The organism is Streptomyces melanosporofaciens, from assembly GCF_900105695.1.
Lineage (GTDB): Bacteria > Actinomycetota > Actinomycetes > Streptomycetales > Streptomycetaceae > Streptomyces > Streptomyces antimycoticus.
In genome coordinates this window covers 3,025,598-3,051,366 of the sequence record NZ_FNST01000002.1, presented here as the reverse complement: position 1 = coordinate 3,051,366, position 25,769 = coordinate 3,025,598, and the positions used below count along the sequence as shown (strand labels likewise).

General features: G+C 72.2%; 20 protein-coding genes, 1 tRNA gene and 2 pseudogenes. 14 read left to right on the top strand and 9 right to left on the bottom strand.

Annotated elements, in window-relative coordinates; all coding sequences use genetic code 11:
- The first annotated feature begins 145 nt into the window (after window positions 1-145).
- From topA to BLV72_RS15445, 9 genes and pseudogenes are all read left to right on the top strand, one after another.
- Window positions 146-2,977, top strand: a complete 2,832-nt coding sequence (topA, locus tag BLV72_RS15480; protein WP_093462917.1) for a type I DNA topoisomerase — start codon at window positions 146-148, stop codon at window positions 2,975-2,977.
- A gap of 103 nt (window positions 2,978-3,080) precedes the next feature.
- Window positions 3,081-6,398 (top strand): dTMP kinase, encoded by a 3,318-nt coding sequence (gene tmk, locus BLV72_RS15475; RefSeq protein WP_093462916.1) that lies wholly within the window; start codon window positions 3,081-3,083, stop codon window positions 6,396-6,398.
- A gap of 129 nt (window positions 6,399-6,527) precedes the next feature.
- Window positions 6,528-6,668: pseudogene (locus tag BLV72_RS46610) on the top strand (Hsp70 family protein); the annotation flags it as partial.
- 231 nt (window positions 6,669-6,899) lie between these two features.
- Window positions 6,900-8,120, top strand: coding sequence for a DNA polymerase III subunit delta' (locus tag BLV72_RS15470; protein ID WP_093462915.1), 1,221 nt, complete (start codon window positions 6,900-6,902; stop codon window positions 8,118-8,120).
- Window positions 8,121-8,350: 230 nt separating this feature from the next.
- Complete coding sequence (locus BLV72_RS15465; protein WP_093462913.1) at window positions 8,351-9,895, top strand: alpha/beta hydrolase; 1,545 nt, start codon at window positions 8,351-8,353, stop codon at window positions 9,893-9,895.
- Window positions 9,896-9,998: 103 nt separating this feature from the next.
- Window positions 9,999-10,072: transfer RNA gene (locus BLV72_RS15460), tRNA-Thr, on the top strand.
- A gap of 266 nt (window positions 10,073-10,338) precedes the next feature.
- Window positions 10,339-11,262 carry an alpha/beta fold hydrolase gene (locus BLV72_RS15455; RefSeq protein ID WP_093462912.1) on the top strand — a complete coding sequence of 308 codons (924 nt, stop codon included), beginning with the start codon at window positions 10,339-10,341 and terminating at the stop codon, window positions 11,260-11,262.
- 79 nt (window positions 11,263-11,341) lie between these two features.
- Window positions 11,342-12,514, top strand: a complete 1,173-nt coding sequence (locus BLV72_RS15450) for a sensor histidine kinase (protein ID WP_425288376.1) — start codon at window positions 11,342-11,344, stop codon at window positions 12,512-12,514.
- A complete protein-coding gene (locus BLV72_RS15445; RefSeq protein ID WP_093462910.1) occupies window positions 12,511-13,170 on the top strand; it encodes a response regulator in 660 nt (219 codons plus the stop codon). The genes BLV72_RS15450 and BLV72_RS15445 overlap by 4 nt, the downstream gene beginning before the upstream one ends.
- Before the next feature lie 86 nt (window positions 13,171-13,256).
- Here BLV72_RS15445 and BLV72_RS15440 read toward each other — a convergent pair whose 3' ends face one another.
- Window positions 13,257-13,976, bottom strand: a complete 720-nt coding sequence (locus BLV72_RS15440) for a DUF4232 domain-containing protein (RefSeq protein WP_244320778.1) — start codon at window positions 13,974-13,976, stop codon at window positions 13,257-13,259.
- 81 nt (window positions 13,977-14,057) lie between these two features.
- A complete protein-coding gene (locus BLV72_RS15435) occupies window positions 14,058-14,471 on the bottom strand; it encodes an ArsR/SmtB family transcription factor (RefSeq protein WP_244320777.1) in 414 nt (137 codons plus the stop codon).
- Window positions 14,472-14,592: 121 nt separating this feature from the next.
- On the opposite strand from BLV72_RS15435, the gene BLV72_RS15430 reads away from it, so the two are divergent.
- Both BLV72_RS15430 and BLV72_RS15425 read left to right on the top strand, forming a co-directional pair.
- Window positions 14,593-15,792 carry an MFS transporter gene (locus BLV72_RS15430; protein WP_093470359.1) on the top strand — a complete coding sequence of 400 codons (1,200 nt, stop codon included), beginning with the start codon at window positions 14,593-14,595 and terminating at the stop codon, window positions 15,790-15,792.
- A 170-nt stretch (window positions 15,793-15,962) separates the two neighbouring features.
- Window positions 15,963-16,790 carry an RNA polymerase sigma factor SigF gene (locus tag BLV72_RS15425; protein WP_208905632.1) on the top strand — a complete coding sequence of 276 codons (828 nt, stop codon included), beginning with the start codon at window positions 15,963-15,965 and terminating at the stop codon, window positions 16,788-16,790.
- A gap of 207 nt (window positions 16,791-16,997) precedes the next feature.
- Here the strand turns inward: BLV72_RS15425 and BLV72_RS15420 are convergent, their stop codons facing one another.
- Entirely contained in the window at window positions 16,998-17,165 is a 168-nt protein-coding gene (locus BLV72_RS15420; RefSeq protein WP_078642219.1) for a hydrophobic protein, read from the bottom strand.
- 165 nt (window positions 17,166-17,330) lie between these two features.
- On the opposite strand from BLV72_RS15420, the gene BLV72_RS15415 reads away from it, so the two are divergent.
- From BLV72_RS15415 to BLV72_RS15405, 3 genes are read left to right on the top strand one after another with little or no spacing between them, the layout of a single operon-like run.
- Window positions 17,331-17,687, top strand: a complete 357-nt coding sequence (locus BLV72_RS15415; protein ID WP_093462909.1) for a PRC-barrel domain-containing protein — start codon at window positions 17,331-17,333, stop codon at window positions 17,685-17,687.
- 39 nt (window positions 17,688-17,726) lie between these two features.
- Entirely contained in the window at window positions 17,727-17,897 is a 171-nt protein-coding gene (locus BLV72_RS47910; RefSeq protein ID WP_167746360.1) for a hypothetical protein, read from the top strand.
- Window positions 17,897-19,099: a glycosyl hydrolase family 8 gene (locus BLV72_RS15405; RefSeq protein WP_244320776.1), complete on the top strand. Its 1,203-nt coding sequence runs from the start codon at window positions 17,897-17,899 to the stop codon at window positions 19,097-19,099. The genes BLV72_RS47910 and BLV72_RS15405 overlap by 1 nt, the downstream gene beginning before the upstream one ends.
- A gap of 106 nt (window positions 19,100-19,205) precedes the next feature.
- Here the strand turns inward: BLV72_RS15405 and BLV72_RS15400 are convergent.
- From BLV72_RS15400 to BLV72_RS15375, 6 genes and pseudogenes are all read right to left on the bottom strand, one after another.
- Window positions 19,206-19,612: pseudogene (locus tag BLV72_RS15400) on the bottom strand (polyprenyl synthetase family protein); the annotation flags it as partial.
- A gap of 66 nt (window positions 19,613-19,678) precedes the next feature.
- The gene (locus BLV72_RS15395) at window positions 19,679-21,580 is read right to left on the bottom strand and encodes a sensor histidine kinase (RefSeq protein ID WP_167746359.1); all 1,902 of its coding nucleotides are present in this window, start codon (window positions 21,578-21,580) and stop codon (window positions 19,679-19,681) included.
- Window positions 21,577-22,266 carry a response regulator gene (locus BLV72_RS15390; RefSeq protein WP_059142423.1) on the bottom strand — a complete coding sequence of 230 codons (690 nt, stop codon included), beginning with the start codon at window positions 22,264-22,266 and terminating at the stop codon, window positions 21,577-21,579. Before BLV72_RS15390 ends, BLV72_RS15395 begins: the two co-directional genes overlap by 4 nt.
- A gap of 5 nt (window positions 22,267-22,271) precedes the next feature.
- Window positions 22,272-22,904 carry a phosphatase PAP2 family protein gene (locus tag BLV72_RS15385; RefSeq protein ID WP_342030664.1) on the bottom strand — a complete coding sequence of 211 codons (633 nt, stop codon included), beginning with the start codon at window positions 22,902-22,904 and terminating at the stop codon, window positions 22,272-22,274.
- 271 nt (window positions 22,905-23,175) lie between these two features.
- Complete coding sequence (locus BLV72_RS15380; RefSeq protein ID WP_093462900.1) at window positions 23,176-23,865, bottom strand: response regulator; 690 nt, start codon at window positions 23,863-23,865, stop codon at window positions 23,176-23,178.
- Window positions 23,862-25,769: a PAS domain S-box protein gene (locus BLV72_RS15375; protein WP_093462898.1), complete on the bottom strand. Its 1,908-nt coding sequence runs from the start codon at window positions 25,767-25,769 to the stop codon at window positions 23,862-23,864. The genes BLV72_RS15380 and BLV72_RS15375 overlap by 4 nt, the downstream gene beginning before the upstream one ends.

Genomic DNA, 25,769 nt, shown 5'->3' with positions numbered 1-25,769 from the left:
GAGTGGCGTTGCGGGCTTTTTCCGTTTGACACGGGGGCGGGATGTACCGTCACACTCCGCAGCGTCACCGCAGAGGGAGGCCGTGTGAGCGTTACCCACACGGCACTGCCCGTTCACCGAGCGTCGACCGGAGAGAAGAGCCAAGTTGTCCCCGACCACCAGCGAGACCGCGCAGGGCGGCCGCCGACTCGTCATCGTCGAGTCGCCTGCCAAGGCGAAGACGATTAAGGGCTACCTCGGCCCGGGCTACGTGGTCGAGGCCAGCGTCGGGCACATCCGGGACCTGCCGAACGGTGCGGCCGAGGTCCCCGACAAGTACACCGGCGAGGTCCGGCGGCTCGGCGTGGACGTCGAGCACGACTTCCAGCCCGTCTATGTGGTCAACTCCGACAAGAAGAGCCAGGTCAAGAAGCTCAAGGAGCTGCTCGCCGACTCCGACGAGCTCTTCCTGGCCACCGATGAGGACCGCGAGGGCGAGGCCATCGCCTGGCACCTCCAGGAGGTCCTCAAGCCCAAGGTCCCGGTGCGCCGGATGGTCTTCCACGAGATCACCAAGGACGCCATCCGGGCCGCCGTGGCCAACCCCCGCGAGCTGAACCAGCGCCTGGTGGACGCCCAGGAGACCCGCCGCATCCTCGACCGCCTCTACGGCTACGAGGTCTCGCCGGTCCTGTGGAAGAAGGTCATGCGCGGCCTGTCCGCGGGCCGGGTCCAGTCCGTCGCCACCCGTCTCGTCGTCGAGCGCGAGCGCGAGCGCATCGCCTTCCGCTCCGCCGAGTACTGGGACCTCACCGGCACCTTCGCCACCGGCCGGGCCGGTGACGTCAGCGACCCCGGCACCTTCGGCGCCCGCCTTACGGCCGTCGACGGCCTCCGGGTCGCCCAGGGGCGCGATTTCACCTCGCTCGGCCAGCTCAAGGACGGCGTCAACGTCCTGCAGCTGGACGAGGCCGGTGCCCGCTCGCTGGCCACGGCCCTCGCCGACACCGCCTTCACGGTGCGCTCGGTCGAGTCCAAGCCGTACCGCCGCTCGCCGTACGCGCCGTTCCGTACGACGACCCTGCAGCAGGAGGCCAGCCGCAAGCTGGGCTTCGGGGCCAAGGCCACCATGCAGGTCGCGCAGAAGCTGTATGAGAACGGCTACATCACCTATATGCGTACGGACTCCACCGTCCTGTCGGACACGGCGGTCACGGCGGCCCGCGCGCAGGTCACGCAGCTCTACGGCGCCGACTATCTGCCGGACAAGCCGCGCACCTACGCGGGCAAGGTCAAGAACGCCCAGGAGGCGCACGAGGCCATCCGCCCCTCGGGAGACCGTTTCCGCACCCCGGCGGAGACCGGCCTCACGGGCGACCAGTTCCGGCTCTACGAGCTGATCTGGAAGCGGACCGTCGCCTCCCAGATGAAGGACGCGATCGGCAACTCGGTCACCGTCAAGATCGCCGGGCAGGCGAGCGACGGCCGGGACGCCGAGTTCTCCGCCTCCGGTAAGACGATCACCTTCCACGGCTTCATGAAGGCCTACGTGGAGGGCGCCGACGACCCGAACGCCGAGCTCGACGACCGCGAGCGCCGGCTGCCGCAGGTCACCGAGGGCGACCGGCTCTCCGCCGAGGAGATCACCGCCGACGGCCACGCGACCAAGCCCCCGGCCCGCTACACCGAGGCATCGCTGGTCAAGGAGCTCGAAGAGCGCGAGATCGGCCGCCCCTCGACCTACGCCACGATCCTGGGCACCATCCTCGACCGCGGCTATGTCTTCAAGAAGGGCACCGCGCTCGTGCCCTCCTTCCTGAGCTTCGCCGTGGTCAACCTGCTGGAGAAGCACTTCGGCCGGCTGGTCGACTACGACTTCACCGCCAAGATGGAGGACGATCTCGACCGCATCGCGCGCGGCGAGGCCGAGGCCGTGCCGTGGCTGAAGCGCTTCTACTTCGGCGAGGGCGCACAGGCCGGCGCCGCCGAGGCCGGGAACGGCGACGGCGACCACCTCGGCGGCCTCAAGGAGCTGGTCACCGACCTGGGCGCGATCGACGCCCGGGAGATCTCGTCCTTCCCCGTGGGCGACGGCATCGTGCTGCGCGTCGGCCGCTACGGGCCGTACGTCGAGCGTCCGACGGAGATCGAGGGCGGCACCGGCCGGCGCGCCGACGTCCCCGACGACATGCCGCCGGACGAGCTGACCGTGGAGTACGCGGAGGAGCTGCTCGCCAAGCCGAGCGGTGAGTTCGAGCTGGGCCCCGACCCCGACACGGGTCGCCTGATCGTGGCCAAGGACGGCCGCTACGGCCCGTACGTCACCGAGGTGCTCCCCGAGGACACTCCCAAGAGCGGTAAGAACGCCGTCAAGCCGCGCACCGCGTCCCTCCTCAAGTCGATGTCCCTGGACACGGTGACCCTGGCGGACGCGCTCAAGCTGATGTCGCTGCCGCGGGTGGTCGGCGCCGACCCCGAGGGTGTGGAGATCACCGCGCAGAACGGCCGCTACGGCCCGTACCTGAAGAAGGGCACGGACTCGCGGTCGCTGGAGAGCGAGGAGCAGCTCTTCACCATCACGCTCGAGCAGGCGCTGGCGATCTACGCCCAGCCCAAGCAGCGGGGCCGGGCCGCGGCCAAGCCGCCGCTGAAGGAGCTGGGCACCGACCCGGTCAGCGAGCGGCCCGTGGTGGTCAAGGACGGCCGCTTCGGCCCGTACGTCACGGACGGCGAGACCAACGCGACGCTGCGCCGCGACGACGACGTGGAGACCATCACGCCCGAGCGCGGCTACGAGCTGCTCGCCGAGAAGCGTGCCAAGGGCCCGGCCAAGAAGACCGCCAAGAAGACGGCGGCGAAGAAGACCGCGGCGAAGAAGACGGCGACCAAGACGGCCGCCAAGAAGACCGCGGCGAAGAAGACGACGGCCAAGAAGACGACCGCCAAGACCGCCGCCAAGAAGACGGCGGCCAAGAAGTCGTCGGCCAACGCCGAGTAGGAAAGCGGGGCAAGGCGGAGCAATCCCCGCGCCATCCACGGCTCACCGCCCGTTTGTTCGGCCGGGGGGCCGTGGATTCATGTGGTCCGGATAGGCTGGCGGGATGACGCGAGAGCAGCCAACGGACGTGACCGCCACTTCCGGTGCCCTTGCCGCGGACTCCCGCGAGCGGGCCGTACGAGCCCTGCTGCGCTATCAGCCGCTGCGACGGCTCTGGAGCGCCCAACTCGTCGGCGGCGCGGGGGACGCGCTCGCCGTGCTGGTGCTGGTGCTGCTGACGCTGCAGGCGTCCGTGGCCGCGGACTCCTTCGGCGGCGGGTATCGCGGTGCCGCCTTCGCGGTCGCGGTGGTGCTGGGCGTTCGGCTCCTGGCGACCGTGCTGTTCGGCGCGGTGCTGCTGGGGCCGCTCGCCGCGCTCATCGGCCCCTCCGGTCCGCTGGACCGCCGCTGGACCATGGTCGGCGCGGACGGTCTGCGGCTGGTGCTGCTCCTCATCGCGCCCCTGTGGATCGACTGGGCCCCGGCCGACGCCGTCGCCTGGCTGCTCATCACGACCTTCGTCGTCGGCGTCGCGGAGCGCTTCTGGACCGTCGCCAAGGACGGCGCGGCGCCCTCGCTGCTCCCGGCACCGCCCGCCGAGGGCGCGGCCGTGCGCCCGCTGCCCGACCACCTGGACGCGCTGCGGCGGCTCTCGCTCCGTACGAACTTCCTGACGCTGCCGATCGCCGCCGCCGGGCTGCTCGTCGTCACCCTCATCGGCAGGCTGCTGGGCACCGGTGTGGAGTGGTTCCACACCCACCAGGCCGCCCTCGGCTCGTACGTCGGCGCCGGACTCTTCGCCGCGTCGATCTCGATCCTCACCTTCCTCGAGCTGCCCGGCGCGCAGACCAGCCGCACCCGCTCCCCCCTGGAGGGGCTGCGCCGGCCCCGCGCCGCCTCCGGTACCGGCGCCGACAAGGGCCGCACCGGTGCCGTTCCGCTGCTGGTGCTCGCCTGCGCCGGGGTGGCGGGCGCGATCGCCGCGGCCGTGGGTGTCGCCCCGCTGCAGGCCATGGACCTCGGCGGCGGCCCGGTCGCCTTCGCGCTGCTCGCCCTCGTGCTGGCCGGCGGTCCGGCCCTGGGCATCCGCTGGGCCCCGAAGTTCCTCCCGGGACTGTCGCGGCGCAGGCTGCTGGCGCTGTCGGTCGCGCTGACCGGGCTCGCGCTGCTCACGGTGGGCCTGGTGCACGACACGACCACCGTCGTGCTGATCGCCCTGGTCGCGGGCGTGCTGGCCGGGATCGCCGCCCACACCGGCCACGCCCTCCTGGACCAGGAGTCCGAGGAGGCCCGCCGGCCCCGGATGACCGCGCATCTGCAGGCCGTCGTCCGCGTCAGCGTCGGGTTCGGCGCGGTCGTCGCGCCGCTGCTCGCCGCCGTCATCGGACCGCACCGGCTCGGCAGCGGCGATTTCGTCTTCGCCCACGGCGGCGCGGCCTTCACCCTGATGCTGGTGGGCGCGCTGCTGCTGCCCGTCGCCGCGCTGGTCCTCGGCCGGACCGACGACCGGCAGGGAGTGCCGCTGCGGCGCGATCTGCGCGAGGCGCTGCTCGGCGGCGGGGGCGTGGACGAGGGCCCGACCGCCACCGGTTTCTTCATCGCCATCGAGGGCGGCGACGGCTCGGGCAAGTCCACGCAGGTGGAGGCGCTGGCCGAGTGGATAAGGGCCAAGGGCCACGAGGTCGTGGTGACCCGTGAGCCGGGCGCGACCGCGATCGGCAAGCGGCTCCGCTCGATCCTGCTCGACGTCTCGTCCGCCGGGATCTCGCACCGCGCCGAGGCGCTGCTGTACGCGGCGGATCGCGCCGAGCACGTCGACACCGTCGTCCGCCCGGCGCTGGAGCGCGGTGCGGTCGTCATCTCCGACCGCTACATCGACTCGTCCGTGGCCTACCAGGGCGCGGGGCGCGACCTCGCCGCGACCGAGATCGCCCGTATCTCGCGCTGGGCGACGAACGGCCTGGTGCCGCATCTGACGGTGCTGCTGGACGTCTCGCCGGAGACCGCGCGCGAGCGCTTCACCGAGGCCCCGGACCGGCTCGAATCCGAGCCCGCCGAGTTCCACCAGCGCGTACGGGCCGGATTCCTGGCCCTCGCCGCCGCCGACCCGGCCCGCTATCTCGTCGCCGACGCCGGGCAGCTGCCGGAGGCGGTCACCGCCGTGGTGCGCCACCGTCTGGACCAGATGCTGCCGCTGTCCGACGCGGAGGTGAAGGCCCAGGAGGAGGCCCGTAAGGCCGCCGAGGAGGAGGCCCGCCGCCGCGCCGAGGAAGAGGCCGCCCGTAAGGCCGAGGAGGAGCGGCTGGAGCGCGAGCGCCAGGAGGCGCTCGCCAAGGCGCGCGCCGAGGAGGAGGAGCGCAAGCGCCGCGAGCTGGAGGAGGCCCGCCGGCGCGAGGCCGAGCGGCAGGCGGAGGCGGCCCGTCAGCGGGCCGAGGACGCGCGCCGCAGGGCCGAGGAGGACCGTAAGCGCATCGAGGCCGAGGACCGCGCCCGCGCCGCTGACGAGGAGCGGCGCCGCCTGGAGGCGGAGGCGGAGTCGCTGCGGCGGGCCGAGGCCGAGGCGCGCCGCCAGGAGGAGCAGCGCAAGGCCGAGGAGGCGCTGCTGCGGGCGGAGCAGGCGCGGCTGGCGGCGGACGCGGCGGATGCGGCGGCTTCCTCCGGGGCCGAGGCGCCGACCGTGGAGACCGAGACCCCGGCCCCGCCGCCCCACGACGCGGACGGGCCCCGGGGAGCGGACGGCTCCCAGGACACCGGCGGCGCCCGGGACGCGGCGGGCCCCGCCTCCGGCGACCCGGACTCGACGAAGACGGTCCAGACGCCGCGGTTCGACCCGTGGGCGGAGTACGTCGGCGAGGGTGGCTCCGGCCGTCCCGCCGTCCCGGACGCGGACGAGACCGCGGTGCTGCCGCCCGTGCCTCCCCAGAACGGCCCGGACGCCGGTGACACCGCCGTGCTGCCGCCCGTACGGCCCCAGGACGGCCCGGAGCGCCGGGGCGGCCCGGACGCCGAGGAGACGGCCGTCCTGCCCCAGCCGCCCGCCGAGCCGCCCACGAACGCGGCCGACGAGACGGCCGTGCTGCCGCCCGTACGGGACGAGCGGTCCGCCGACCCGGCGGACCGGGTCCCGCCGTGGCTGTTCCGGCAGGAGCAGGAGCAGGGCCGGGGCGAGGGGAACGACCGCACGCGCGAGATGCCGCAGTACGGCCACGGTCCGGGCCAGGGCCAGGGTCACGACCAGGGCCAGGCGTGGGGCGGTACGGAATCTCCGCGTCCGCGCCGCCGTCGTCCCGAGTGGGCGGAGGAGACCCCGCTGGACGACCTCCCGTCGCTGGCCGACGAGCTGCTCGGCCCGCGCGACGACGAGGACGGCCGACGCCGCTGACGGCAGGGCGGTGACGTCATGGCGCTGACGGCAGGGCGGTGCGGCATGGCGCCGACGGGTGGTCGCTGACGGCAGGTCGGCGACGTGGGGGCCCTTGACCGGGCCTCCTGACGGCAGGACGCCGATGGCCATGTGGGCGAGGATCGGTGGCCGAACCCCGTCACCGGTGACGTCGACGGCAAGCGCTACACCGCGCAGGAGATCTCCGCGCGGGTGCTGCGGAAGCTCCAGCGCGACGCCGAGGCGAATCTCGGCGAGGAGGTCACGGACAGGGCCGCCGAGGCACGGTGACACGTTGGGGCGCTGACGGCAGGGACGCTGGCGAGTGGCCGCTGACGGCAGGCGCCCACCAGCCCCCCGTGACGGAAGGCCCCTGACGGAGGCCGACCGACGGAGACCCGCTGACGGCCCGCCCAGCCGGGTGCCCCGCCGACGGCGTGCTCGGCTGTCGGTGGGGTGGCCCACAATGGGATGCCGTAAGCACGAACGGCGGAGGCAGCCATGGCGGTGTGGGACGACCTGGTCGGGCAGGACCGAGTAGCGGCCCAGCTGACGGCGGCCGCGCGGGATGCGGACGCCCTGGTCACGGCGGCGGGCGAGGCGACCCCGGCCGCGGAGCCCATGGCGTCGTCCAAGATGACCCACGCCTGGCTGTTCACCGGCCCGCCCGGCTCCGGCCGGGCCACCGCGGCCCGCGCCTTCGCCGCCGCGCTGCAGTGCGTCAGCCCGGACCGGGCGCTCGGCGGCGCCCCCGGCTGCGGCTTCTGCGACGGCTGTCACACCGCCCTCGTCGGCACCCACGCCGATGTGGAGGTGGTCCGTACGGACATGCTCACCATCGGCGTCAAGGAGACCCGGGAACTCGTCCGCCGTGCCCAGCTGTCGCCCGCCGGCGGCCGGTGGCAGGTGATCGTCATGGAGGACGCCGACCGCCTTACCGAGGGCGCGGGCAATGTTCTCCTCAAGGCCGTCGAGGAGCCCGCGCCGCGCACCGTATGGCTGCTGTGCACGCCCTCGCTGGAGGATGTGCTGCCCACGATCCGCTCCCGCTGCCGCCTCCTCACCCTCCGCACTCCTCCGGTGGAGGCCGTCGCGGACCTCCTCGTCCGGCGCGACGGCATCGACCCCGAGCTCGCCGCCTCCGCCGCCCGCGCCACCCAGGGCCATATCGACCGCGCCCGCCGACTGGCCACCGACGAGCGGGCCCGCGCCCGCCGCGCCGCCGTCCTGAAGCTCCCGCTGCGCGTCGACGACGTGGGCGGCTGCCTCAAGGCGGCCCAGGAGCTGATCGACGCGGCGGCCGAGGACGCCAAGCAGGTGGCGGAGGAGGTCGACGTCAAGGAGACCGAGGAGCTGCGCGCCGCCCTGGGCGCCGCCGCCGGTACGGGCGGGCGGCTGCCGCGCGGCACGGCCGGGGCGATGAAGGATCTCCAGGACCGCCAGAAGCGCCGTGCCACCCGCACCCAGCGCGACACTCTCGACCTCGCGCTCACCGATCTGATCGCGTTCTACCGCGATGTGCTGGCCCTCCAGCTCGGCTCCCAGGTCGCGCTCGCCAACACCGACGTACGGGACGCGCTGGAGCGGATCGCCTCGGGCTCGAAGCCCGAGCGGACGCTGCGCCGGATCGAGGCGATCACGGCGTGCCGTCAGGCGCTGGACAGCAATGTGGCGCCCCTGCTGGCGGTCGAGGCGATGACCATGGCGCTGCGGGCCGGCTGAGTCACCCGTACGGGTTCGCTGTCGGGCGCATGAAGCGTGTCCGGGCGGATACCCTCCGTAAGGGGGCAAACCGGCCGTATCTCCAGGGCTCGATGTCCAGGACCCGATCTACAGGATCCGGGTGATCACCCTGGCCACCCTGGCCACCCGGATCACCTTGCTCGACGTGATCCGGATGATCCGACCGGTGCGATCCCGCGACTCGACCGCGCGAACCGAGGGATCAGCCCATGAACGCCCCGCACAGCAGCCGCCCGCTCCGGACCCTCGGCGCCGCCCTCGCCTCCGCCGCCCTGCTGTCCTCCGGCTGCTCCGCGGACGCCTCCGCGCCGCCCGCCGCGTCGATGCCGAAGAAGGCCGTCCCCGCCGCCCTCAGGCCGTACTACGAGCAGTCGCTGAGCTGGCGCCCCTGCGGCGGCGCGGACTTCGAATGCGCCACGCTCAAGGCCCCGCTCGACTACACGAGACCCGGCTCCGGCCGGGATCTGAGCCTCGCCGTCTCCCGTAAGAAGGCGACGGGCCCCGGCCGCTCCCTCGGTTCGCTTCTGGTGAACCCCGGCGGCCCCGGCGGCTCCGCGGTCGGCTATCTGCAGAGCTTCGCGGCCGTGGGCTACCCGACCCGGGTGCGCGCCCGCTACGACATGGTGGCGATGGACCCGCGCGGTGTGGCCGACAGCGAGCCCGTCACCTGTCTGAGCAACAAGCAGATGGACGCCTTCACCCAGACCGACCAGACGCCCGACGGCCGCGGCGAGACCGGTCGTCTCGTCGCCGCCTACAAGAAGTTCGCGCACGGCTGTGAGGCCCGCTCCGGCCGGATCCTCCGCCATGTCTCGACGGTCGAGGCGGCCCGCGACATGGATGTGCTGCGCGCCGCGCTGGGCGACCGGAAGCTCCATTACGTCGGCGCCTCCTACGGCACCTTCCTCGGCGCCACCTACGCCGATCTCTACCCGCACCGCGTGGGCCGTCTCGTCCTCGACGGCGCCCTCGACCCGACGCTGTCCTCCCGGCGCATCAACCGCGACCAGACCGCCGGTTTCGAAACCGCCTTCACGGCCTTCGCCGGGGACTGCGTGCGCCGCACCGGCTGCCCGCTCGGCACCGGATCCGTGGCCGCCGCCCGCGACCGGCTCAGCGCCTTCTTCACCCGGCTCGACTCCCACCCGGTGCCCACCGGCGAGTCCCGGGCCCTGGGCGAGCCCCTCGCCACCATGGGCGTGATCTCCGCCATGTACGACGAGACCGCCTGGCCCCAGCTGCGCACCGCCCTCCGCTCCGCGATGCGCGGCCACGGCGCCGGTCTGCTCAGCCTGGCCGACCTCTACTACGAGCGCGACACCGACGGCTCGTACGCCAACCTCATGTACGCCAACCCCGCCGTCAACTGCCTCGACCTCCCACCCGCCTTCCGCACCCCCGCCGAGGTCAAGAAGTCCCTCCCCGCCTTCCAGGAGGCATCCCCCGTCTTCGGCGGCGCCCTCGCCTGGGCGGCCCTGAACTGCGCCTACTGGCCCGTCCGCCCGACCGGCACCCCGCACGCCCTGCACGCCAAGGGCTCCGCCCCCATCGTCGTCGTCGGCACCACCCGCGACCCCGCCACCCCCTACCCCTGGGCCCGCGCCCTGGCCGCCCAGCTCTCCTCCGCCACCCTCCTCACCTACGACGGCGACGGCCATACGGCCTACGGCCGCGGCAGCAGCTGCATCGACAACGCGATCAACACCTACCTCCTCACCGGCCGCCCACCGGCCCCCCACACCCGCTGCCGCTGACCAGCCCCGGCCCCGCCCGGGCCGCACCCGGCCCCGTACGGAGCACCCCTCGAAACTGTGTAGACTTGGCGACGCTGCTGCTGCCAATCTGGCTCCGCGGCATGCCGCCTTAGCTCAGTCGGCCAGAGCGACGCACTCGTAATGCGTAGGTCAAGGGTTCGATTCCCTTAGGCGGCTCACTTGAGGCCCAGGTCACCTTCTCTGTGACCTGGGCCTTTTTTGTTTGGCGCAGATGCCGTGACCCGGCTCCTGCCGGGCCTTGTGGGGGCTGTCCCCCGTGCGAGCTACGCGTAGGTGTCCACCGTGTGGTGACGATTCCGGGGGGCCGGATCCGTAGCGTTCGAGGTCGCCGCGGCGGTTCGGCTGCGGATATGGCGGCGCATTGCGCGACCGCCACGGAAATGCAGCCTTTTCGGCGTCAATTCTCTTACTGGGGAGCAAACATGGTCCGCAATGGTCGGCTGTCGGCTGTGATCGCGCTGTCGTGTGCCGTGGCAGGTGTGGGGCTTGTCGGCTGTGAGGACTCCACGAAGGCGGATGCGGACGCGTCCGCCGGCGGGAGGTCCGCTGCTGCTCCGGAGAAGGCGGCTGACGAGGGCTTGCTCACCGGCACCAAGAAGATCGAGGTCGGCGGGCGGTTGGTGAATGTGTCGTGTGCGGGTACGTCGGCGGACGACCGGCCGGTCGTCGTGCTTTTGGCCGGGGGTGGCGATGGGCTGGAGAAGGTGGTCGGTATTCAGAAGACCCTGAGTGAGAAGAATCGGGTCTGCGCCTATGACCGCTTCGGCGAAGGGTCCAGTGACAAGCCCGAGGGGCCTCAGACCCTCAAGAGCACGGGGAAGGTTCTGACCGCCGTGCTCGATCGTGTCGCCGGTGACCGTCCGGTCGTGCTGGCGGGGCATTCGCTGGGCGGGCTGATCGCCGCCCGGTATGCCCCCGACCATCAGGACAGGGTCAAGGGGCTGGTCTTGATGGACGCCACCTCGCCGACGCAGACCGCGGATCTCAACAAGGGGATCCCCGAGTCCGCGACCGGCCCGGCGGTCGAATTGCGTGATCAGACCCTCGCGATCCTTCATGGCGGGGAGCCGGAGATGCTCACGGTGCCGGACGGGAAGGTCCGTTCGGCCGGGGACATCCCGGTGGAGGTGATCCATCACGGGAAGCAGTACCTCGCGGCGGTTCCCGACTACGGGCCGGGCCTGGAGCGGGCGTGGACCAATGGCCAGCGCAAGTGGCTCGCGGTCTCCAGCCGCAGCAGGCTGAGCACCGCCAAGAACAGCGAGCACTACATCTACGTCGACCAGCCCGATGTCGCCGTCCGGGCGATAGAGCGCGTCACCTCACAGGCCGCCGACCGCGCGTAGGGCCCGCGTTGGAGATCTCCCTGCGTAGCGTTTCCTCCGTCCGCGGCGTTTTGGCTGTGGAGGGACGAAGGAGTCGATGATGAGACCGGTGCCGGTGATGGCTGTTCGGCGGGTGCCGGAGCTGTGGCGCCGGTTCGACGTCACGGTCCGGGATCTGCCGCTCGGGCTGCTGATCCTCGCCGGGTCGCTCGTACCGGCGTTCCACAACCACGGGACGCAGCTCGGCGGTCTGCCGGCCCGCCCCTTCGATGTGCTGGCCGTGGTGGCAATCGCCCTCCAATGCCTTCCGCTCGCGGTGCGGCGGCGGTGGCCGATCGTCTGTCTCGCCCTGGTGTCGGTCGGCTTCGCCGTCGACCAGCTCCGCGGCTACCACTCGTTCGCGGGCACCGCGGTGCCCGTCGCGCTGCTGAGCGTGGGGTCGCATCTGGAGCGGCACCGGCGCGCCACCGCGCTCCTCTTCTCGGCGGCGTATGTGCCGCTGGCGGTCGCGCTCTACCGGCTCGGTTCGGGCGCCGAATCGCCGGGTGAGTTCCTGATGTACTACCTGGCGCTGGCCCTCCCGTGGGGCATGGGGTCGTGGCTGCGCTCCACCCGGGTCGCGGAGGCCGAACGCCGCCGCCGGGTCGCCGAGCACACCCGCACCGCCGAACGCACCCGCATCGCCCGCGAGCTCCACGACGTCGTGACCCACCATGTGACCGCGATGGTCGTACAGGCCGAGGCGGCACGCTATCTGACGGCCGCGCCCGACCGGCTCGACCAGGCCCTGACCGCCGTCACCGACACCGGCCGACGGGCCATCACCGATCTGCGGCACCTGCTCGATCTGCTCAACCCCGACTACGGCACCGAGACCAGGACACCGGCCGTCGGCAGGCTTCGCACGCTTGTGGAGCAGACCCGGCGGGCCGGGCAGCCGGTGGAGTTCACCGAGGAGGGCACGCCGGCGGAGTCGACCGGCAGCGCCGACTTCGTCGCCTACCGGGTGGTGCAGGAGGCCCTGACGAATGCCCTCAAGTACGCTCACGGCAGCCACACCTCGGTCCAGGTGCACCACGGCGCAAGGGAGATCACCGTGGAGGTCAGCACGGACGGTTCCGGCTCACGGGCCGGGTCGCCCGGCGGGAGCGGGCGGGGCCTGGCCGGGCTGCGCGAACGGGTCGACGTCCTGGGCGGCGACTTCAGCGCGGGCGTGCGGACGGGCGGCGGCTTCGTCGTGCGGGCACGGATACCCGCGAGGAGCCCGTCATGACCGAGCCGATCCGGGTCCTGGTCTGTGACGACCAGGTGCTGGTCCGCACCGGGCTGGTGACGATCATCGACGCTCAGCCCGACCTCGACGTGGTGGGCGAGTGCGGGGACGGTCAGACCGCGGTCGAGCTCGTCGGCCGGCTGCGCCCGGAGGTCGTGGTGATGGACGTGCGCATGCCGGTGCTCGACGGCATTGAGGCCACCCGGCTGCTGGCCGGTGCCGGGGTGCCGCATCCCGTCAAGGTGCTCGTGGTGACCACGTTCAACCTGGACGAGTACGTCTACGAGGCGCTGCGCGCGGGGGCGAGCGGGTTTCTGCTCAAGGACGCGCCGCCGTCCCAACTGCTCCATGGCATCCGGACCGTGGCCACCGGGGCGGCACTGCTGGACCCCGAGGTGACGCGGCAGCTCGTGGGCACGTACGCCGCCCGCATCCGGCCCGCCGAGGGCCCCCCGCGCGACATCCCGCTGACCCCTCGCGAACTGGAAGTCCTCCGCCTCATCGCGAACGGCCTCTCCAACAGCGAAATCGCCGGGACCCTCGTGATCAGCCAGGAGACCGTCAAGACCTTCGTATCCCGCATCCTCGCCAAGCTCGGCCTCCGCGACCGCGTCCAGGCGGTCGTCTACGCCTACCGCCGGGGTCTGGTGACCTGACGGCGCCGCGCGGGTGGCCGGGGCACACGGAACCCCAGCTCGGAACCGGGTCCGAGCTGGGGTTCGTCATGTCGTCTGCCGTGTCGTCAGCTGTTGATGGGGGGCCTGGAGGACCAGGCCGTCAGCGACAGGGTGCCGTTGTCGAGGTCCTCGCCGAAGGCGACGGTGCTGTGGGAGTTGCTGCCCGTCGGGGAGATCTGCAGGTACTTCGCGTGGGCGGTCGAGGCGCCGGTGGTGGTCCACACCAGGTCGGCCCAGGCGCTCTTGCCCGGTCCGAGGGTGATCGGGTGGGAGCCCGGGTCGGTGGCGAAGTAGGTGCTGCCGTGGCGGGCGGTGGTCTTGATGGCGGTGTGTCCGGCGCCCTCCAGGGCCAACCCGGCGTAGCCGCTGATCACGCAGGTCTCGTCGCCGGTGTTCTTCACCCGCAGGAAGGTACCCCGGTGGTTCATCCCCGCCTGGGAGGTACCGGCCGAGTCCAGGGTCGCCCGCAGCGTCCCCGGCTGGCATTCGGCGGTCGCCTGCGCCTTGTCGGACCCCGAGCCCAGGGCCGTTGCCTGCTTGCCCGACTGGCCCGCCTGGTTGTGGATCGAGGCGTCCGACTGCGACGACTTCGCGGAGGACGACGCGTGGGAGGAGGAGTTCCCCTTGGCGTCGGACGACGAGTCGTTGCTCCCGCAGGCGGTGAGGGCGACGGCCGAGGCGGCGGCGATCAGCGCGGCCACACCGGCCTTGCGGACTCGGCGGTTGAGAATGTGGTGCGACATGACGACCCCCATGGGCTTCTGGATGGTGCGGTTCCTGCTCACGCACCATCCATGGTGTCGGCCGCCGCTGGCGTTCTCTTAACGACCGCTGCCGATTCGCTAACGTCCGGCTAACGCCCGCCGTCAGCCCTCCGCCGGGGTCCAGTCGGCCACGAGGTCCAGGAGACCGGGGAAGCGGGCATCGAGGTCGGCGATCCGGACGTGGCTGCGGCGCTCCAGGCCGTATTGGCGCTGACGGGTGATGCCGGCCTCGCGAAGAGCCTTGAAGTGGTGGGTGAGCGAGGACTTGGGGCGGTCCAGCCCGAACCAGCCGCAGGTGTGATCGAACCGCTCCGATTCGAGGAGGAGTTTGCGCACGATGCGGAGGCGGAGGGGGTCACTCAGCGCGCCCAGGACCGTTTCCAGGCGGATCTCCTCCACGGCCGGCTCCGGGAGCGGGGGCGGGAGGTCGGGGGGTTCGGGGAGCGCCTTGATGGCGGGGCGGGCGCTTTGGGCTGATGGCGCCGTATGGGTGGCTCGAGTGGTCCGGGTGGTCATCGGTGGGGTCCTCGTCGCGCGGCTCGCTGTACGAGTCCGATCGTACTGCATGCTAAGTTCGACTTAAGTCGTACTGAGGTCGTCGGGAGGAGCTGTCGTGACGGGGAGTCGAACCGTGGCGGTGCCGGATGCGCGGGAGGCGCATGGCGAGAAGGAGGAGGGGGCGGCCGCGACCCGGTGGGTGTGGACGGCCGCATGGCCGGTCACCGCCGTGTTCGTCCTCTCGAACGCGGCGACGCCGCTGTATGTGCGGTGGCAGCGGGAGATCGGGTTCTCCAAGGGCACCCTGACGGTGATCTTCGCCTGCTACATCGTCGGACTGCTCGGTTCGCTGCTGGTCTCGGGCGTGGTGTCGGACCGGGTGGGGCGGAAGCCCGTGCTGCTGCCCGCGCTCGGGCTCGCGATGGCGGCCTGCGCGATCTTCGCGAGCGCGTCGGCCGTGGCGGCGCTGATCGTGGCGCGGCTGTTCAGCGGGATCGCGGTGGGCGCCGTCGTCTCCGCCGGGATGGCGGCGGTGACCGATGTGGCCGGGCCGGGGCGACGACGGCTGGCGGCGCTGCTGGCCTCGTGCGCGATGGTGTGCGGGGCCGGGCTGGGGCCGTTGCTCGCCGGGGTGCTGGGCAAGGGGGTGTTCGTCCTGGAGGCGGTGCTGCTGGCGGCGGCGGTCGTGGCGGTGGTGCGGATGCCGGTACGGCGTCCCGTCGCGCCCGCGAAGGGGGCGTGGGTGCGGATGCCCGGGGTGCCGCGGGGGAGCGGAGGGCAACTTCTCATGGGTATCGCCGTCTTCGCGCCCGGCATCACCGCCACCTCCTTCGTGCTGTCCCTCGGGCCGTCGCTGCTCTCGGGGCTGCTGGACACCACCAGCCCGGTGGCCGCAGGGGCCATGGCCTTCGTGATGTTCCTCACCGCGACCGGTGCGCAGTTCGCGGTCCAGCGGCTGGACCGGCGGACGATCCTCATCGCCGGTGCCGTCAGTACGACGATCGGCATGGGGGCGCTCATCGCCGCCGTCCGAGCCTCCTCCGTACCGCTGCTCGTCGCCGCCGCGCTGCTGGCCGGGGCGGGCCAGGGGATGGGGCAGCTCGGCGGGCTGTCGCTGCTCAACTCCAGTGTTCCGGCGAGCCGTCTGGCGGAGGCCAACGCGGCGCTCAACGTCGGGGGCTATGTGCCCGCGGGCGTGCTGCCGGTAACGGCGGGTTACCTCAGCGACGCGGCGGGGCTGACGACGGGGGCGACCGTCTTCGGGGCCGTTCTCATGGCGTTGGCCCTCGTCGGGGGGCTGGTGGTGCTCGCCGGTCCGCGATCCGCCCGCGGGAAGTAGGCATGGGGGCATGAAGGGTGGGTAGACGGGACCCCAATCAGCCTATGCATGCAGCCGATACAGGGAGTGCGACGGTGAACGACACGGCACCCGTGACAATGTCGACACTGACGGCAGCCGGAGCTGAGCAAGCACATGGTGTTCAGGTACGTGACATTGCACTGAATGGAATGGAGAACGCCGGAACGTCCGATCTGCCCACGGTGGACGATCCGGCAAAGGTGGCGCCCAAGGACGCGCGGGCGCTGACCAAGACGTTCCTGGACCGGCTGACGGAGCTGGAGGAGGGGACGCATGAGTACCAGTACGTGCGGAACACCCTCATCGAGCTCAACCTGTCGCTGGTCCGGTACGCCGCCCGGCGGTTCCACAACCGCTCGGTGGAGATGGAGGACATCGTCCAGGTCGGCACCATCGGGCTGATCAAGGCGATCGACCGGTTCGACCTGAGCCGCGAGGTCGAGTTCACCACCTTCGCCGTTCCGTACATCGTCGGCGAGATCAAGCGATTCTTCCGCGACACCAGCTGGGCGGTGCATGTTCCCCGCCGCCTGCAGGAGTTGCGGATCGACCTCGCCAAGGCGAACGAGGAGCTGTTCCAGCGGCTGGACCGGTCGCCCACCACGGCCGAGCTCGCGGAGTATCTGCAGCTGAGCGAGGACGAGGTCGTCGACGGACTGGTGGCCAGCAACGGCTATCTCACCACCTCGCTGGACGCGCCCGCGGAGCAGGAGAGCGGGGCAACGCGGGTGACCACGTACGCGGACCGGTTCGGCGATGTCGACCCGGCCATGGAGACCGTGGAGAATCTGCACGCGCTCAAGCCGCTGGTGGAAGAGCTCGGTGAGCGGGACCGCCGCATTCTGCAGCTGCGGTTCGGCGAGGAGCTGACCCAGTCGGAGATCGGCGCCGAACTCGGCGTCTCCCAGATGCATGTCTCCCGGCTGCTCAGCCGCGCGCTGGGCCGGCTGCGGCGCGGAATGCTCGCCGACGACTAGGCACGTCATGCCCGCCGACGGGGCACGTAATGCCTGTCGCGTACTACGCGTAGCGAATTCCGCTCACCGCCGCACTGGCCTTTACAACAAAACAAGGGCCTTTACGGCAGAACACAGGAACGCAGACCGAAGGGGCCCGGCCGGAGATTTCTCCGGCCGGGCCCCTTCGGTCTGCGCCGTGTCGGGTTTATCCGCACGGTCTTCGGGCTACCAGCGGTACCACCGCCCACGTCGCCCGCCGACCGTCGGCCGGGCGACGAAGCCGATCAGCCAGACGGCGAGCACGATGACCGCGATCCACCACAGAGCCTTCAAGGCGAATCCGGCGCCGAAGAGAAGCAGTGCGAGAAGAAGAACGACAAGCAGGGGAACCATATTTACCAACCTCCTCGACGCCGCGAGTACCCCATCGGGATTCCGGCACACCTGATCAATTCATGCTGTTTCGAACACTCCCGTTACCCCTGGTGGATGGGTGGCCTGGCGAGCCACGGTGAGCGGAGGCAGGCTGGAGGAGCAGAGGTCAGAGGGTGATACGTCATGATCCAGCCAGCCGATATCCGTGAGTGGCGTGACCAGGATGTGGTCGATGAGCAGGGCCGCAAGATCGGGGTGCTCGAGGCGATCTACGTGGCCACCGCCACCGACGAGCCCGCCATGGCCACGGTCCGCACCGGACTGCCCACCCGCCACCGGCTGGTGTTCGTCCCGGTGGACGACGCGGTGGTAGGGCCGGGCTATGTGAAGGTCTCCTACACACGGTCGCTGGTGAAGAAGGCCCCCTCGCTCGGCATCGACGATGTGCTGCCCGCGGAGCAGGAGGGGGCGATCTTCCAGCACTACGGGAAGACGTACCAGTCGGGTCCGGGCGGCGGGCGGCAGCTCGCACGCCGCTGATGGTCGAGGACGCTTGACGCGCGAGGAGAGGTGTCGGCCGTGGCGCTCTTCCTGTTCCTGGTGATCGTGGCCATCGTGCTCGGTCTCATCGGCTGGGTGGTGCACGGGCTGGGCTATCTGCTGGTCATCGGTGTGGTGGTGCTGGTGATCGACATCGTCCTCGGGCTGGTGCGGCTGGTGCGAAGGTCCCGGCGGCACCGGATCCGATGATGGGGCGCGAGACGGCCGGGGTCCCCTTCGGCGCCCACTCCGTCCCCCACGCCCCCGGCACGCTCCGGCTCTCCGGCGACCCGGCGGCGGCCGACCGGCAGGTCCTGGAGTACTACCGAAGGTGGAAGGCGTTCTTCCTCCGCTCGGGCGATGAGGTGGGCGGCCGGGGCCGGTGCGCGGTGTTCACACCCGACGCGGCCCACCCCTTCGTCGCCGAGGCCCAGGGCTACGGACTGGTGATCACCGCGCTGACGGCGGGCGCCGACCCCGATGCCCACGCCCTCTTCGACGGCATCCTCCGCCATGTGCTGGCCCACCCCTCCGTCAACCACCCCGAGCTGCACGCCGCCCAGCAGGACGCCGGTGGCCGGGACGTCGGGGGACGGGACTCCGCGACCGACGGCGACCTCGACATCGCGTACGGACTGCTGCTCGCGGACCGGCAGTGGGGCGGCGGCCACGGCGACTACAAGGCGCTCGCCCTGCGGCGGATCGACGCCGTCATGGAGCGCGAGGTGCACCCCGGCACCCGGCTGACCAAGCTGGGCGACTGGTCCTCGGGCCGTTTCGACGAGGTCTCCCGGACGTCGGACTGGATGCCGGACCACCTCCGGGCGTTCCGGACGGCGACCGGCGATCCGCGGTGGGACGAGGTGCTGGACGCGCAGCTGTCGCTGGCCGGTGCGCTGCGCACCCGCCATGCCCCGGCCACCGGGCTGCTCCCCGACTTCGTCGTGGACACCACGTCCGGCGCTCCGAGGCCCGCGCCGGGGAAGGTGCTGGAGAGCCCGCATGACGGCGACTACCACTGGAACGCCTGCCGCGTCCCCTGGCGGCTCGGCGCCGACGCGGTGATCAGCGGCGACGCACGGACCCGGGCCGCCGCGCGCGGGCTCAGCCGCTGGGCGAGGGCGGCGACGGGCGGTGACCCCGGGCGCATCCGGAGCGGATACCGGCTCGACGGCACGGCCTACGGGGACCCGGGCTCGTCCGCCTTCTTCGCGCCCTTCGCGGTCGCCGCGATGACGGAGGGCGGGAGGGATGACGACGGGGGCGAGGGGGAGGGCGGGGCCGCGCAGCGTTGGCTGGACGCGCTGTGGGCGCGGATGTGCGGCTCCCCGCCCGATCCGGCCCGCGCCTACGCGGCCGGGGTGCAACTCCAGTCGATGCTGGTGGTCAGCCACAACTACTGGGTGCCGTAGAGGTGCCCGGCCCGGGCGGCGGAGCGGCGTCGGCCCGTCGCGTCACCGTCTCGCGGAGCGATTCCAGGGCGGTCCTCGCCGGGCAGTCGGGGAGCGTCGACAGGGCCGCGCGGGCGGCGAGCGAGCCGGTCCGGCTCGCCAGTACCTCCAGATGGTGCTCGACGGGGTCGCGGTCGCCGCCCCCGTGTTGTCCCGGTGGGCGTCCGGGCACGGGGCGCCGCGCCGTACGGTCGCCTCGTCCCGTACGCCGTCGTGGTAGTGCGTTGGCCAGATGGGTCAGCTCGACGACGGCGGCGGCGGGGACCACGCCCGGTGCGCCGGGGTCGCCGGACCGCGCCGCCGGCAGCGCCGGCAGCGGCCGGAGCCGCTGCCGGCCGTGCGGGTCAGCTCCCGCGCCGCCTCGGTGATGAACGGCACCTCGCTCTTGGTGGCCTTCAACAGGCCCTCGTCGACCGCCGCTTGGGCGGCCCGGAGGCCGTCCGCCGACGCGCGGTCCCGCACGGTCGGCTGCATGGAACGGTCGGCTGCATGGACGGAAATGTCTCATATGTCGTCGGTGGCCGGTCTCAGGACGGCGGCTCAGGAATCCTTCGTGGCCGGAACCCTGGCCCGGATGCGGCTTCCCTGCCCGGGGCGGCTGTCCACGTTCAGCGTGCCGCCCACCTCACGGGCCCGCTCCCGCATGGAGAGCAGTCCGAGATGGCCGGGGAAGGAGCCCTTGCAGTCGAAGCCCACGCCGTCGTCGGCGACCGTCAAGGTGACGGCGCCCGGTTCGTTGAGCAGATGGAGCCGTACGTTCCGGGCCTGCGAATGCTTGGCGATGTTGTGCAGCGACTCCTGGGCGATCCGGTACAGGGCGTGCTTGGCCTCCGGTGTGGTCTCCGGTTCGGCGTCCAGCTTCGCCTCGGTGGTGATCCCGTACCGGGCCCGGAGCGCCTCGACATGCTGGGTGAGCGCGGCGACCAGGCCCTCGGCCTCCAGCGATTCGGGTCGCAGCCGGCACAGCAGGGTCCGGGTCTCGGCGATCGCGGCGTCCGCGAGCCGCCGTATGTACTCGATGGGCTCGGCGAGTTCGGCCAGCTCGGCGAGGTCCACCACCTCCCCGACGGCCTCGTGGCCGCCCGCCGGAGCGACCCATACCGCCCCTTCTCCCGGGCTCCGCGTCTCGGCCCGTCCCACCGGCTCCGCGCTGTCGATGTCGCGTTCCAGCATCTCGCGGGCGGTACGGGCACCCAGTGCGATGCCGTAGAGCGCCTGCGAGACCGAGTCGTGCAGCTCGCGCGAGATGCGCTGCCGCTCCTCGCGGACGGACCTCTCCTGGGTGGCCCCCTGCTGCCGGTCGTTCTCCACCGCGCAGGACGCATGCCCCGCGATCACCTCCAGGAGGGTGATGTCCGCCTCGCCGGGGTCGCGGCCGGGCGGGAAGTGGCAGCACATCGCGCCGATCGCGGTGGATTCGCGCAGCAGTGGCCAGGCGGCCACCGCACCCCGCGCCGGGCCGTCGCCGTCCGCGCCGGTACGGCCGCCGCCGTGGATGACGGGCGCGGCCCCGGCGATCGCCTCCAGCGCCGGTTTCCGGGACGGTGGGGTGTGGCCGTGGCCGCCGCCGACCAGGCGCAGATTCGCCGACGGTCCGGGCTCCAGCAGATAGACCGTGCAGCTCGCGGCGCCGGTACGGGCCACCGCGCCCGCGGCCAGGGAGTCCAGGGTCCGCCGTACGCAGGGGCCGGAGGAACGGGTGAACCCCGAGGGACCGGACGAGCCCCAAGCGGAACCCGAAGGGCCAGCGGCCCCCGTGACCCCTGACGCCCCCGCGAATCCCGAGGGCCCCGAAGATCCGGACGACCCGGAAGCCCCCGCGAATCCCGAAGGCTCCGGCAGGCCCGAAGCCCCCGATGAACCCCAAGCGCCCGCGGAACCGGCGGAGCCCGGCCCGGCGGCCGCGGACGCCAGCCGCCGCAGATGTTCCCGGTGCCGGATCTGGGCGACGGCATGGGCGGCGGGGGCCGCGAAGCGTCCCACGGTGCTCACGTCGGCATGGCTGAGCCGCCGCCCGCCACCGCGGTTCGCCACCTCGATCACCCCCACGGGGTGGCCGCGCACCAGCAGCGGCGCGTCCAGCACCGAGGCCGGGACCGCGTGCCGGGGGTCCCGGCCGAGCCGGCGCGGCCGCCGTTCGTGGCTGGAGACCGTGGGCCGTCCGGCGCGGATCGCCTGGCGGGCGGGGGAGGAGCCGCCGGGCGTCAGGGGTCCGCTCGGCGCGGTCCATGGGGCGCCGTCGGTGGCTCGTATCGTCAGGACGTCGCCCGGCTCCAGCACCATCACCCGGGCCATATCGGCGCCCAGGAGCTCACGCACCCGGCGGGCGATCAGCCGGAGCGTGGCATCGGCGGGCTCGCCCGCCAGGATGTGTTGGGTGACCTCGGCGAGCGCGGTGGCGCTCCGCCGCCGCCGGGTCGGGGTCCATCGTGTATTGATCACGCCGACCACCACTGCTCCCTCGTCGTCGACTCCAGTGCTTCCGGAGGGGTGAGTTCACCCGCCGGTACCAGGCCGGACTGCACCGCGTAGACCGCCGCCTGGGTCCGGCTGTGCACCCCCAGCTTGGTCAGGATGTGGCTGACATAGGTCTTCACCGTCTGCTGGCCGATCCGCAGATCGTGGGCGATCTCCTTGTTGGCCTTGCCGCGGGCGAGCATGGTGAGGACCTCGGTCTCCCGCTCGGTGAGCTGCTCGGGGCCGCTCGGCTCCCTGACCTGGCCCATCAGCCGGGAGATCGCGGCCGGGGAGACATGGATCTGGCCCGCGGCCGCGGCCTTCACCGCGTTGCGGAGGTCGTCGGCCTCGGCGTTCTTCAGCAGGAAGCCGATGGCCCCCGCCCGGACCGCGCCCATGACCATGGCGTCGTCGAGGGAGCTGGTCAGCGCCACCACCTCGACCTCGGGGAGGTCCTGGCGGATCTCGGCCGTGGCCGATACGCCGTCCATCACCGGCATCAGCAGATCCATCAGGACGACGTCGGGGCACAGTTCCCGGGCCAGCCGCACGGCTTCCCGGCCGTTGGTCGTCTCGCCCACCACCTTGATTTCGTTGTCGAGCCCAAGGATCATGCGTAGGCCCTGCCGGACCACCGCATGGTCGTCTGCGATCAGCACGCGAAGCGCCACTTGGTTCACCTGCCCATGGAGTACATCGCCGCACGAGCGGAGACGGACGCGGAAACGGTCGCGATCAGCGGTTCGAAGAGGGGGAGGGCCAGCAGGACGAGGACGCCCGCCACCCACCCGCCCAGGACGTCACTCACCCAGTGGGTGCCCAGATAGACGGTGGTCAGACCGATGCCGAGCGCCATCACGCAGGCGATCAGCGCGCCCGTCCGCCGGTGGCGACCGGCGAGATAGGCGACGGTGCCCCAGATCACGACGGCGTTGGCGGCGTGACCGGAGGGGAAGACCATTCCGCCGTGGAAGAGCTCGGCGGATCCGGGGGTCTGGGCGTAGGGCGGGCCCACCCGCCCGGTGAGGATCTTGACGGCGCCGACGCTCACATTGAGCAGCAGCAGCGCCAGGCCCAGGACCAGCGGCGGGCGCGGGTTTCGGGTCCGCCCACCGCACCAGCAGGCCCAGGCCAGGGCGGCCAGGGCGGTGGGCCCGCGCTGGCCGGCGATGACGAACGCGTCCAGGACCGGCCGGAGCTGCGGCCACTGTTTGTACGGCTTGAACAGGGCCACCTGCCAGTCGAGCCGGACGAGCTGCGAGCCGGTGAGAACGGCCGCGAGGACCGCCGCGTAACAGGCGGCGGCCACCAGGAAGGCGATCGTGTGTCCGCGACTGAGCGGGCATCGGATCCGTCCATGGACTCGCATGGGGAGGAAACCCGTCTCGGTATGCCCGCGATTCCATCCTAAGGGGGACTTTCCGCCCCATTCGGCCCTCGGTGGGCCCGGCCCGGGTGGTCCGCTCTCTTCGTACGGGCCCATACGGGGGAGAGCCCGCAGGGCCCCGTACGGCCACAGCGAATGGCCCCGCGCCGGAGGGGGCCATGGCCGTACCCGGAGGGGCTCCGGGGTCAGCCCGTCACTCCTCCGGCCCCTCCGGCTGCGCGGGCTTGAAGCCGAATTCGGCGGCCCTCGCGACCGCCTCCAGCTGTGAGCGCGCGTCCAGCTTCTCCAGGATCCTGCGCACATGCGTGCGCACGGTGGCGTAGCTGATGCTCAGCCGCTCCGCGACGGCCCGGTTGTCCAGGCCCTGGCTCATCAGGGTGAGGATCTCCTGCTCACGCGGGGTCATGCTGTCCAGGCGCTCGGTCTGCTGGGCCGTGGACCGCGCGTCCTCGCGGTGTCGTGCCAGCACCTCCACCAGGGTGCTGGCCGGGATGAGGGTCTCGCCCTCGGCGGCCGAGCGGATGGCGGCCGCGATCTCGTCGCCGCTCGCCGACTTCAGCAGATAGCCGCAGGCGCCCGCCTCCACCGCGGCCAGCAGCGCCGAGTCGCTGGCGTCGGCGCTGAGGATCACGATGGCGACGGAGGGGTCATGGGCCCGCATGCCGGCCGCCGCGTCGGCCCCGGTGCCGTCGGGCAGCCGGAAGTCGACCAGGGCCACATCGGGCTTGAGCTCCTTGGCCATGGGCACGGTCTCGGCGACCGAGTCCGCCCAGCCGACCACCGTCAGATCCGAGTACTCGGCCAGCAGGGCCCACAGCCCCTCGGCCACCACCCGGTGGTCCTCGACGATCAGCACCTTCGTCAGTTCGGGAGGTGCGGTCACGGCTGTGGGTCCCCTTCGGGGGAGTCGGCGGGGTCGAGCGACGCGCCCGGGGGAGCGCCGAGCGGCACCCAGAACTCCACGGTGGTGCCGGAGCCGGGTTCGCTCTCGATCCGGCACCAGCCGCCCGCGATCTGGGCCCGCTCCTGGATCAGGGAGAGCCCGAGGTGGCCGGGGCGGGACTCCACCTCGAGCGGGTTGTAGCCGTCGCCGTCGTCGACGATCCGCACCAGGCAGCCGTCGTCGAGCCCGAGGAGCTGTACGTGGACCGTCTTGGCGTGGGCGTGCTTGCGCACGTTCACCAGCGCCTCCTGGGCGGTCCGGTAGATCAGTGCCATCGTCTCGGCCGGGGGATGGGCCGTGAGCCGGTCCTCCAGCCGGTAGGTGATACCGGTCTCGGCGCGTATCTGCTCCAGCAGGCCGCGCAGCGCCCCGGCCAGGCAGCCGTGTTCCAGGCTGGACGGCCGCAGGTCGAAGATGAGCTGCCGCAGCCGGCTGAGCGAGAGCTTCAGGGTCTCGTCCAGCTTGTCCATCACCCGCTGCTCGTCCGGGTCCCGCAGCCGCCGGCGCAGTTGCTGGAGGCGGAGGCTGGCCGCGGTGATCACCTGGATGGTGTCGTCGTGGATGTCGGCGGCGATCCGCCCCCGCTCGGCCTCCTGGGCGTGGACCAGATGGCTGAGCAGTGCCTGGCGGTCGCGGTCGGTGACCTCCAGCAGCTCCAGGCTGCGCTCCAGGACGAACTGGGCGCGCTGCACCTCGGTGATGTCCCGGATGGTCAGGACGGTGAGCAGGCCCTCCTCCGTACGCAGCGGGCTGATGCTGACGTCGGCGGGGAACTGCTTGGCGTCGCTGCGCCGGCCGACCAGCTCCATGCTGTGACCCACCGGCTCCTCCAGGCTGTCGTCCCATTCGCGCAGCGAGACGGTGAGCGGCTGGTCGGGCAGGAGCGCCTCCACGGCCCGGCCGATCAGATGGTCGCGGTCGTAGCCGAAGAGCGCCTCCGTGCGGTTGTTGGCCGCCTGGATACGGCCACTGGTGTCCACGATCAACATCGCGTCCGGGGAGGACTCGATGAGCTGGCGGAACCGGCTCTCGGCCGCCCGAAGCTGGCTCAGGTCGGAGATGAAGACCACCCCGCGGGGCTGCCGGCCCTGCAGATGGCCGCCGCTGAACTGGGCGGGGAACTCGGTGCCGTCGCGGCGGCGGCCGCTCATCACCGACGGCGCGGTGAAGACCCGGCCGATCAGCTGCTCGGAGGCGGTGCGGTAGCGCTCGGGGACGAGGTCCCGCAGCCGCTTGTCGCGCAGCTCCGCCGAGCTGTAGCCGAACATGTGCCGAGTGTGGGCGTTGGCGTACTCGATCCGGCCGCGGGGGCCGACGATCAGGACACCGCACGGCGCGTGGCCGAGCAGCTCCAGGAACGAGTCCTCCAGGCGGTTGCCGACCAGGTCCTCGAACCGCCAGGAGGCGCGCTCGGCGCGGCGCAGCGGCTCGGCGCAGTCCGCGAGGAGCTCCGCGGACATGCTGAACTGATCGCGGGCGGCCCGGATGATCGCCTCGAGGATCTCCTCGGCGGGGGTGCCCTTGACCAGATAGCCGCTGGCGCCGACGGCGAGCATGTTCAACACGGTCTCGCGTTCGCCGTGGGCGGACAGCGCCACCACCCGGGCGTCGGGGACCTGGTCGCGGATGGCCCGGACGCTGCTGGGGGCGTCGCCCCGGGGCATGTGCACGTCCATGATCACGACCCGGGGGTGGTGGTCGACCGCCGCGCGCACGGCCTGCTCATGGTTGATGGCCAGGCCCACGAGTTCCAGGTCGGGGTGGGAGTCGATGAGGTCGGCGAGCGCCTCCCGGACGGCCGGGTCGTCATCGGCCACCACAACATCGATCCGGTTGTCGCCCAT

Coding starts and splice junctions, on each gene's coding strand:
- BLV72_RS15445 (WP_093462910.1), top strand. CDS start 12,511: ATGACCGAGCCGATCCGGGTCCTGGTCTGTGACGACCAGGTGCTGGTC.
- BLV72_RS15375 (WP_093462898.1), bottom strand. CDS start 25,769: ATGGGCGACAACCGGATCGATGTTGTGGTGGCCGATGACGACCCGGCC.
- BLV72_RS15415 (WP_093462909.1), top strand. CDS start 17,331: ATGATCCAGCCAGCCGATATCCGTGAGTGGCGTGACCAGGATGTGGTC.
- BLV72_RS15405 (WP_244320776.1), top strand. CDS start 17,897: ATGGGGCGCGAGACGGCCGGGGTCCCCTTCGGCGCCCACTCCGTCCCC.
- BLV72_RS15450 (WP_425288376.1), top strand. CDS start 11,342: ATGAGACCGGTGCCGGTGATGGCTGTTCGGCGGGTGCCGGAGCTGTGG.
- BLV72_RS15435 (WP_244320777.1), bottom strand. CDS start 14,471: ATGACCACCCGGACCACTCGAGCCACCCATACGGCGCCATCAGCCCAA.
- BLV72_RS15465 (WP_093462913.1), top strand. CDS start 8,351: ATGAACGCCCCGCACAGCAGCCGCCCGCTCCGGACCCTCGGCGCCGCC.
- tmk (WP_093462916.1), top strand. CDS start 3,081: ATGACGCGAGAGCAGCCAACGGACGTGACCGCCACTTCCGGTGCCCTT.
- BLV72_RS15455 (WP_093462912.1), top strand. CDS start 10,339: ATGGTCCGCAATGGTCGGCTGTCGGCTGTGATCGCGCTGTCGTGTGCC.
- BLV72_RS15470 (WP_093462915.1), top strand. CDS start 6,900: ATGGCGGTGTGGGACGACCTGGTCGGGCAGGACCGAGTAGCGGCCCAG.
- BLV72_RS15420 (WP_078642219.1), bottom strand. CDS start 17,165: ATGGTTCCCCTGCTTGTCGTTCTTCTTCTCGCACTGCTTCTCTTCGGC.
- BLV72_RS15425 (WP_208905632.1), top strand. CDS start 15,963: ATGGAGAACGCCGGAACGTCCGATCTGCCCACGGTGGACGATCCGGCA.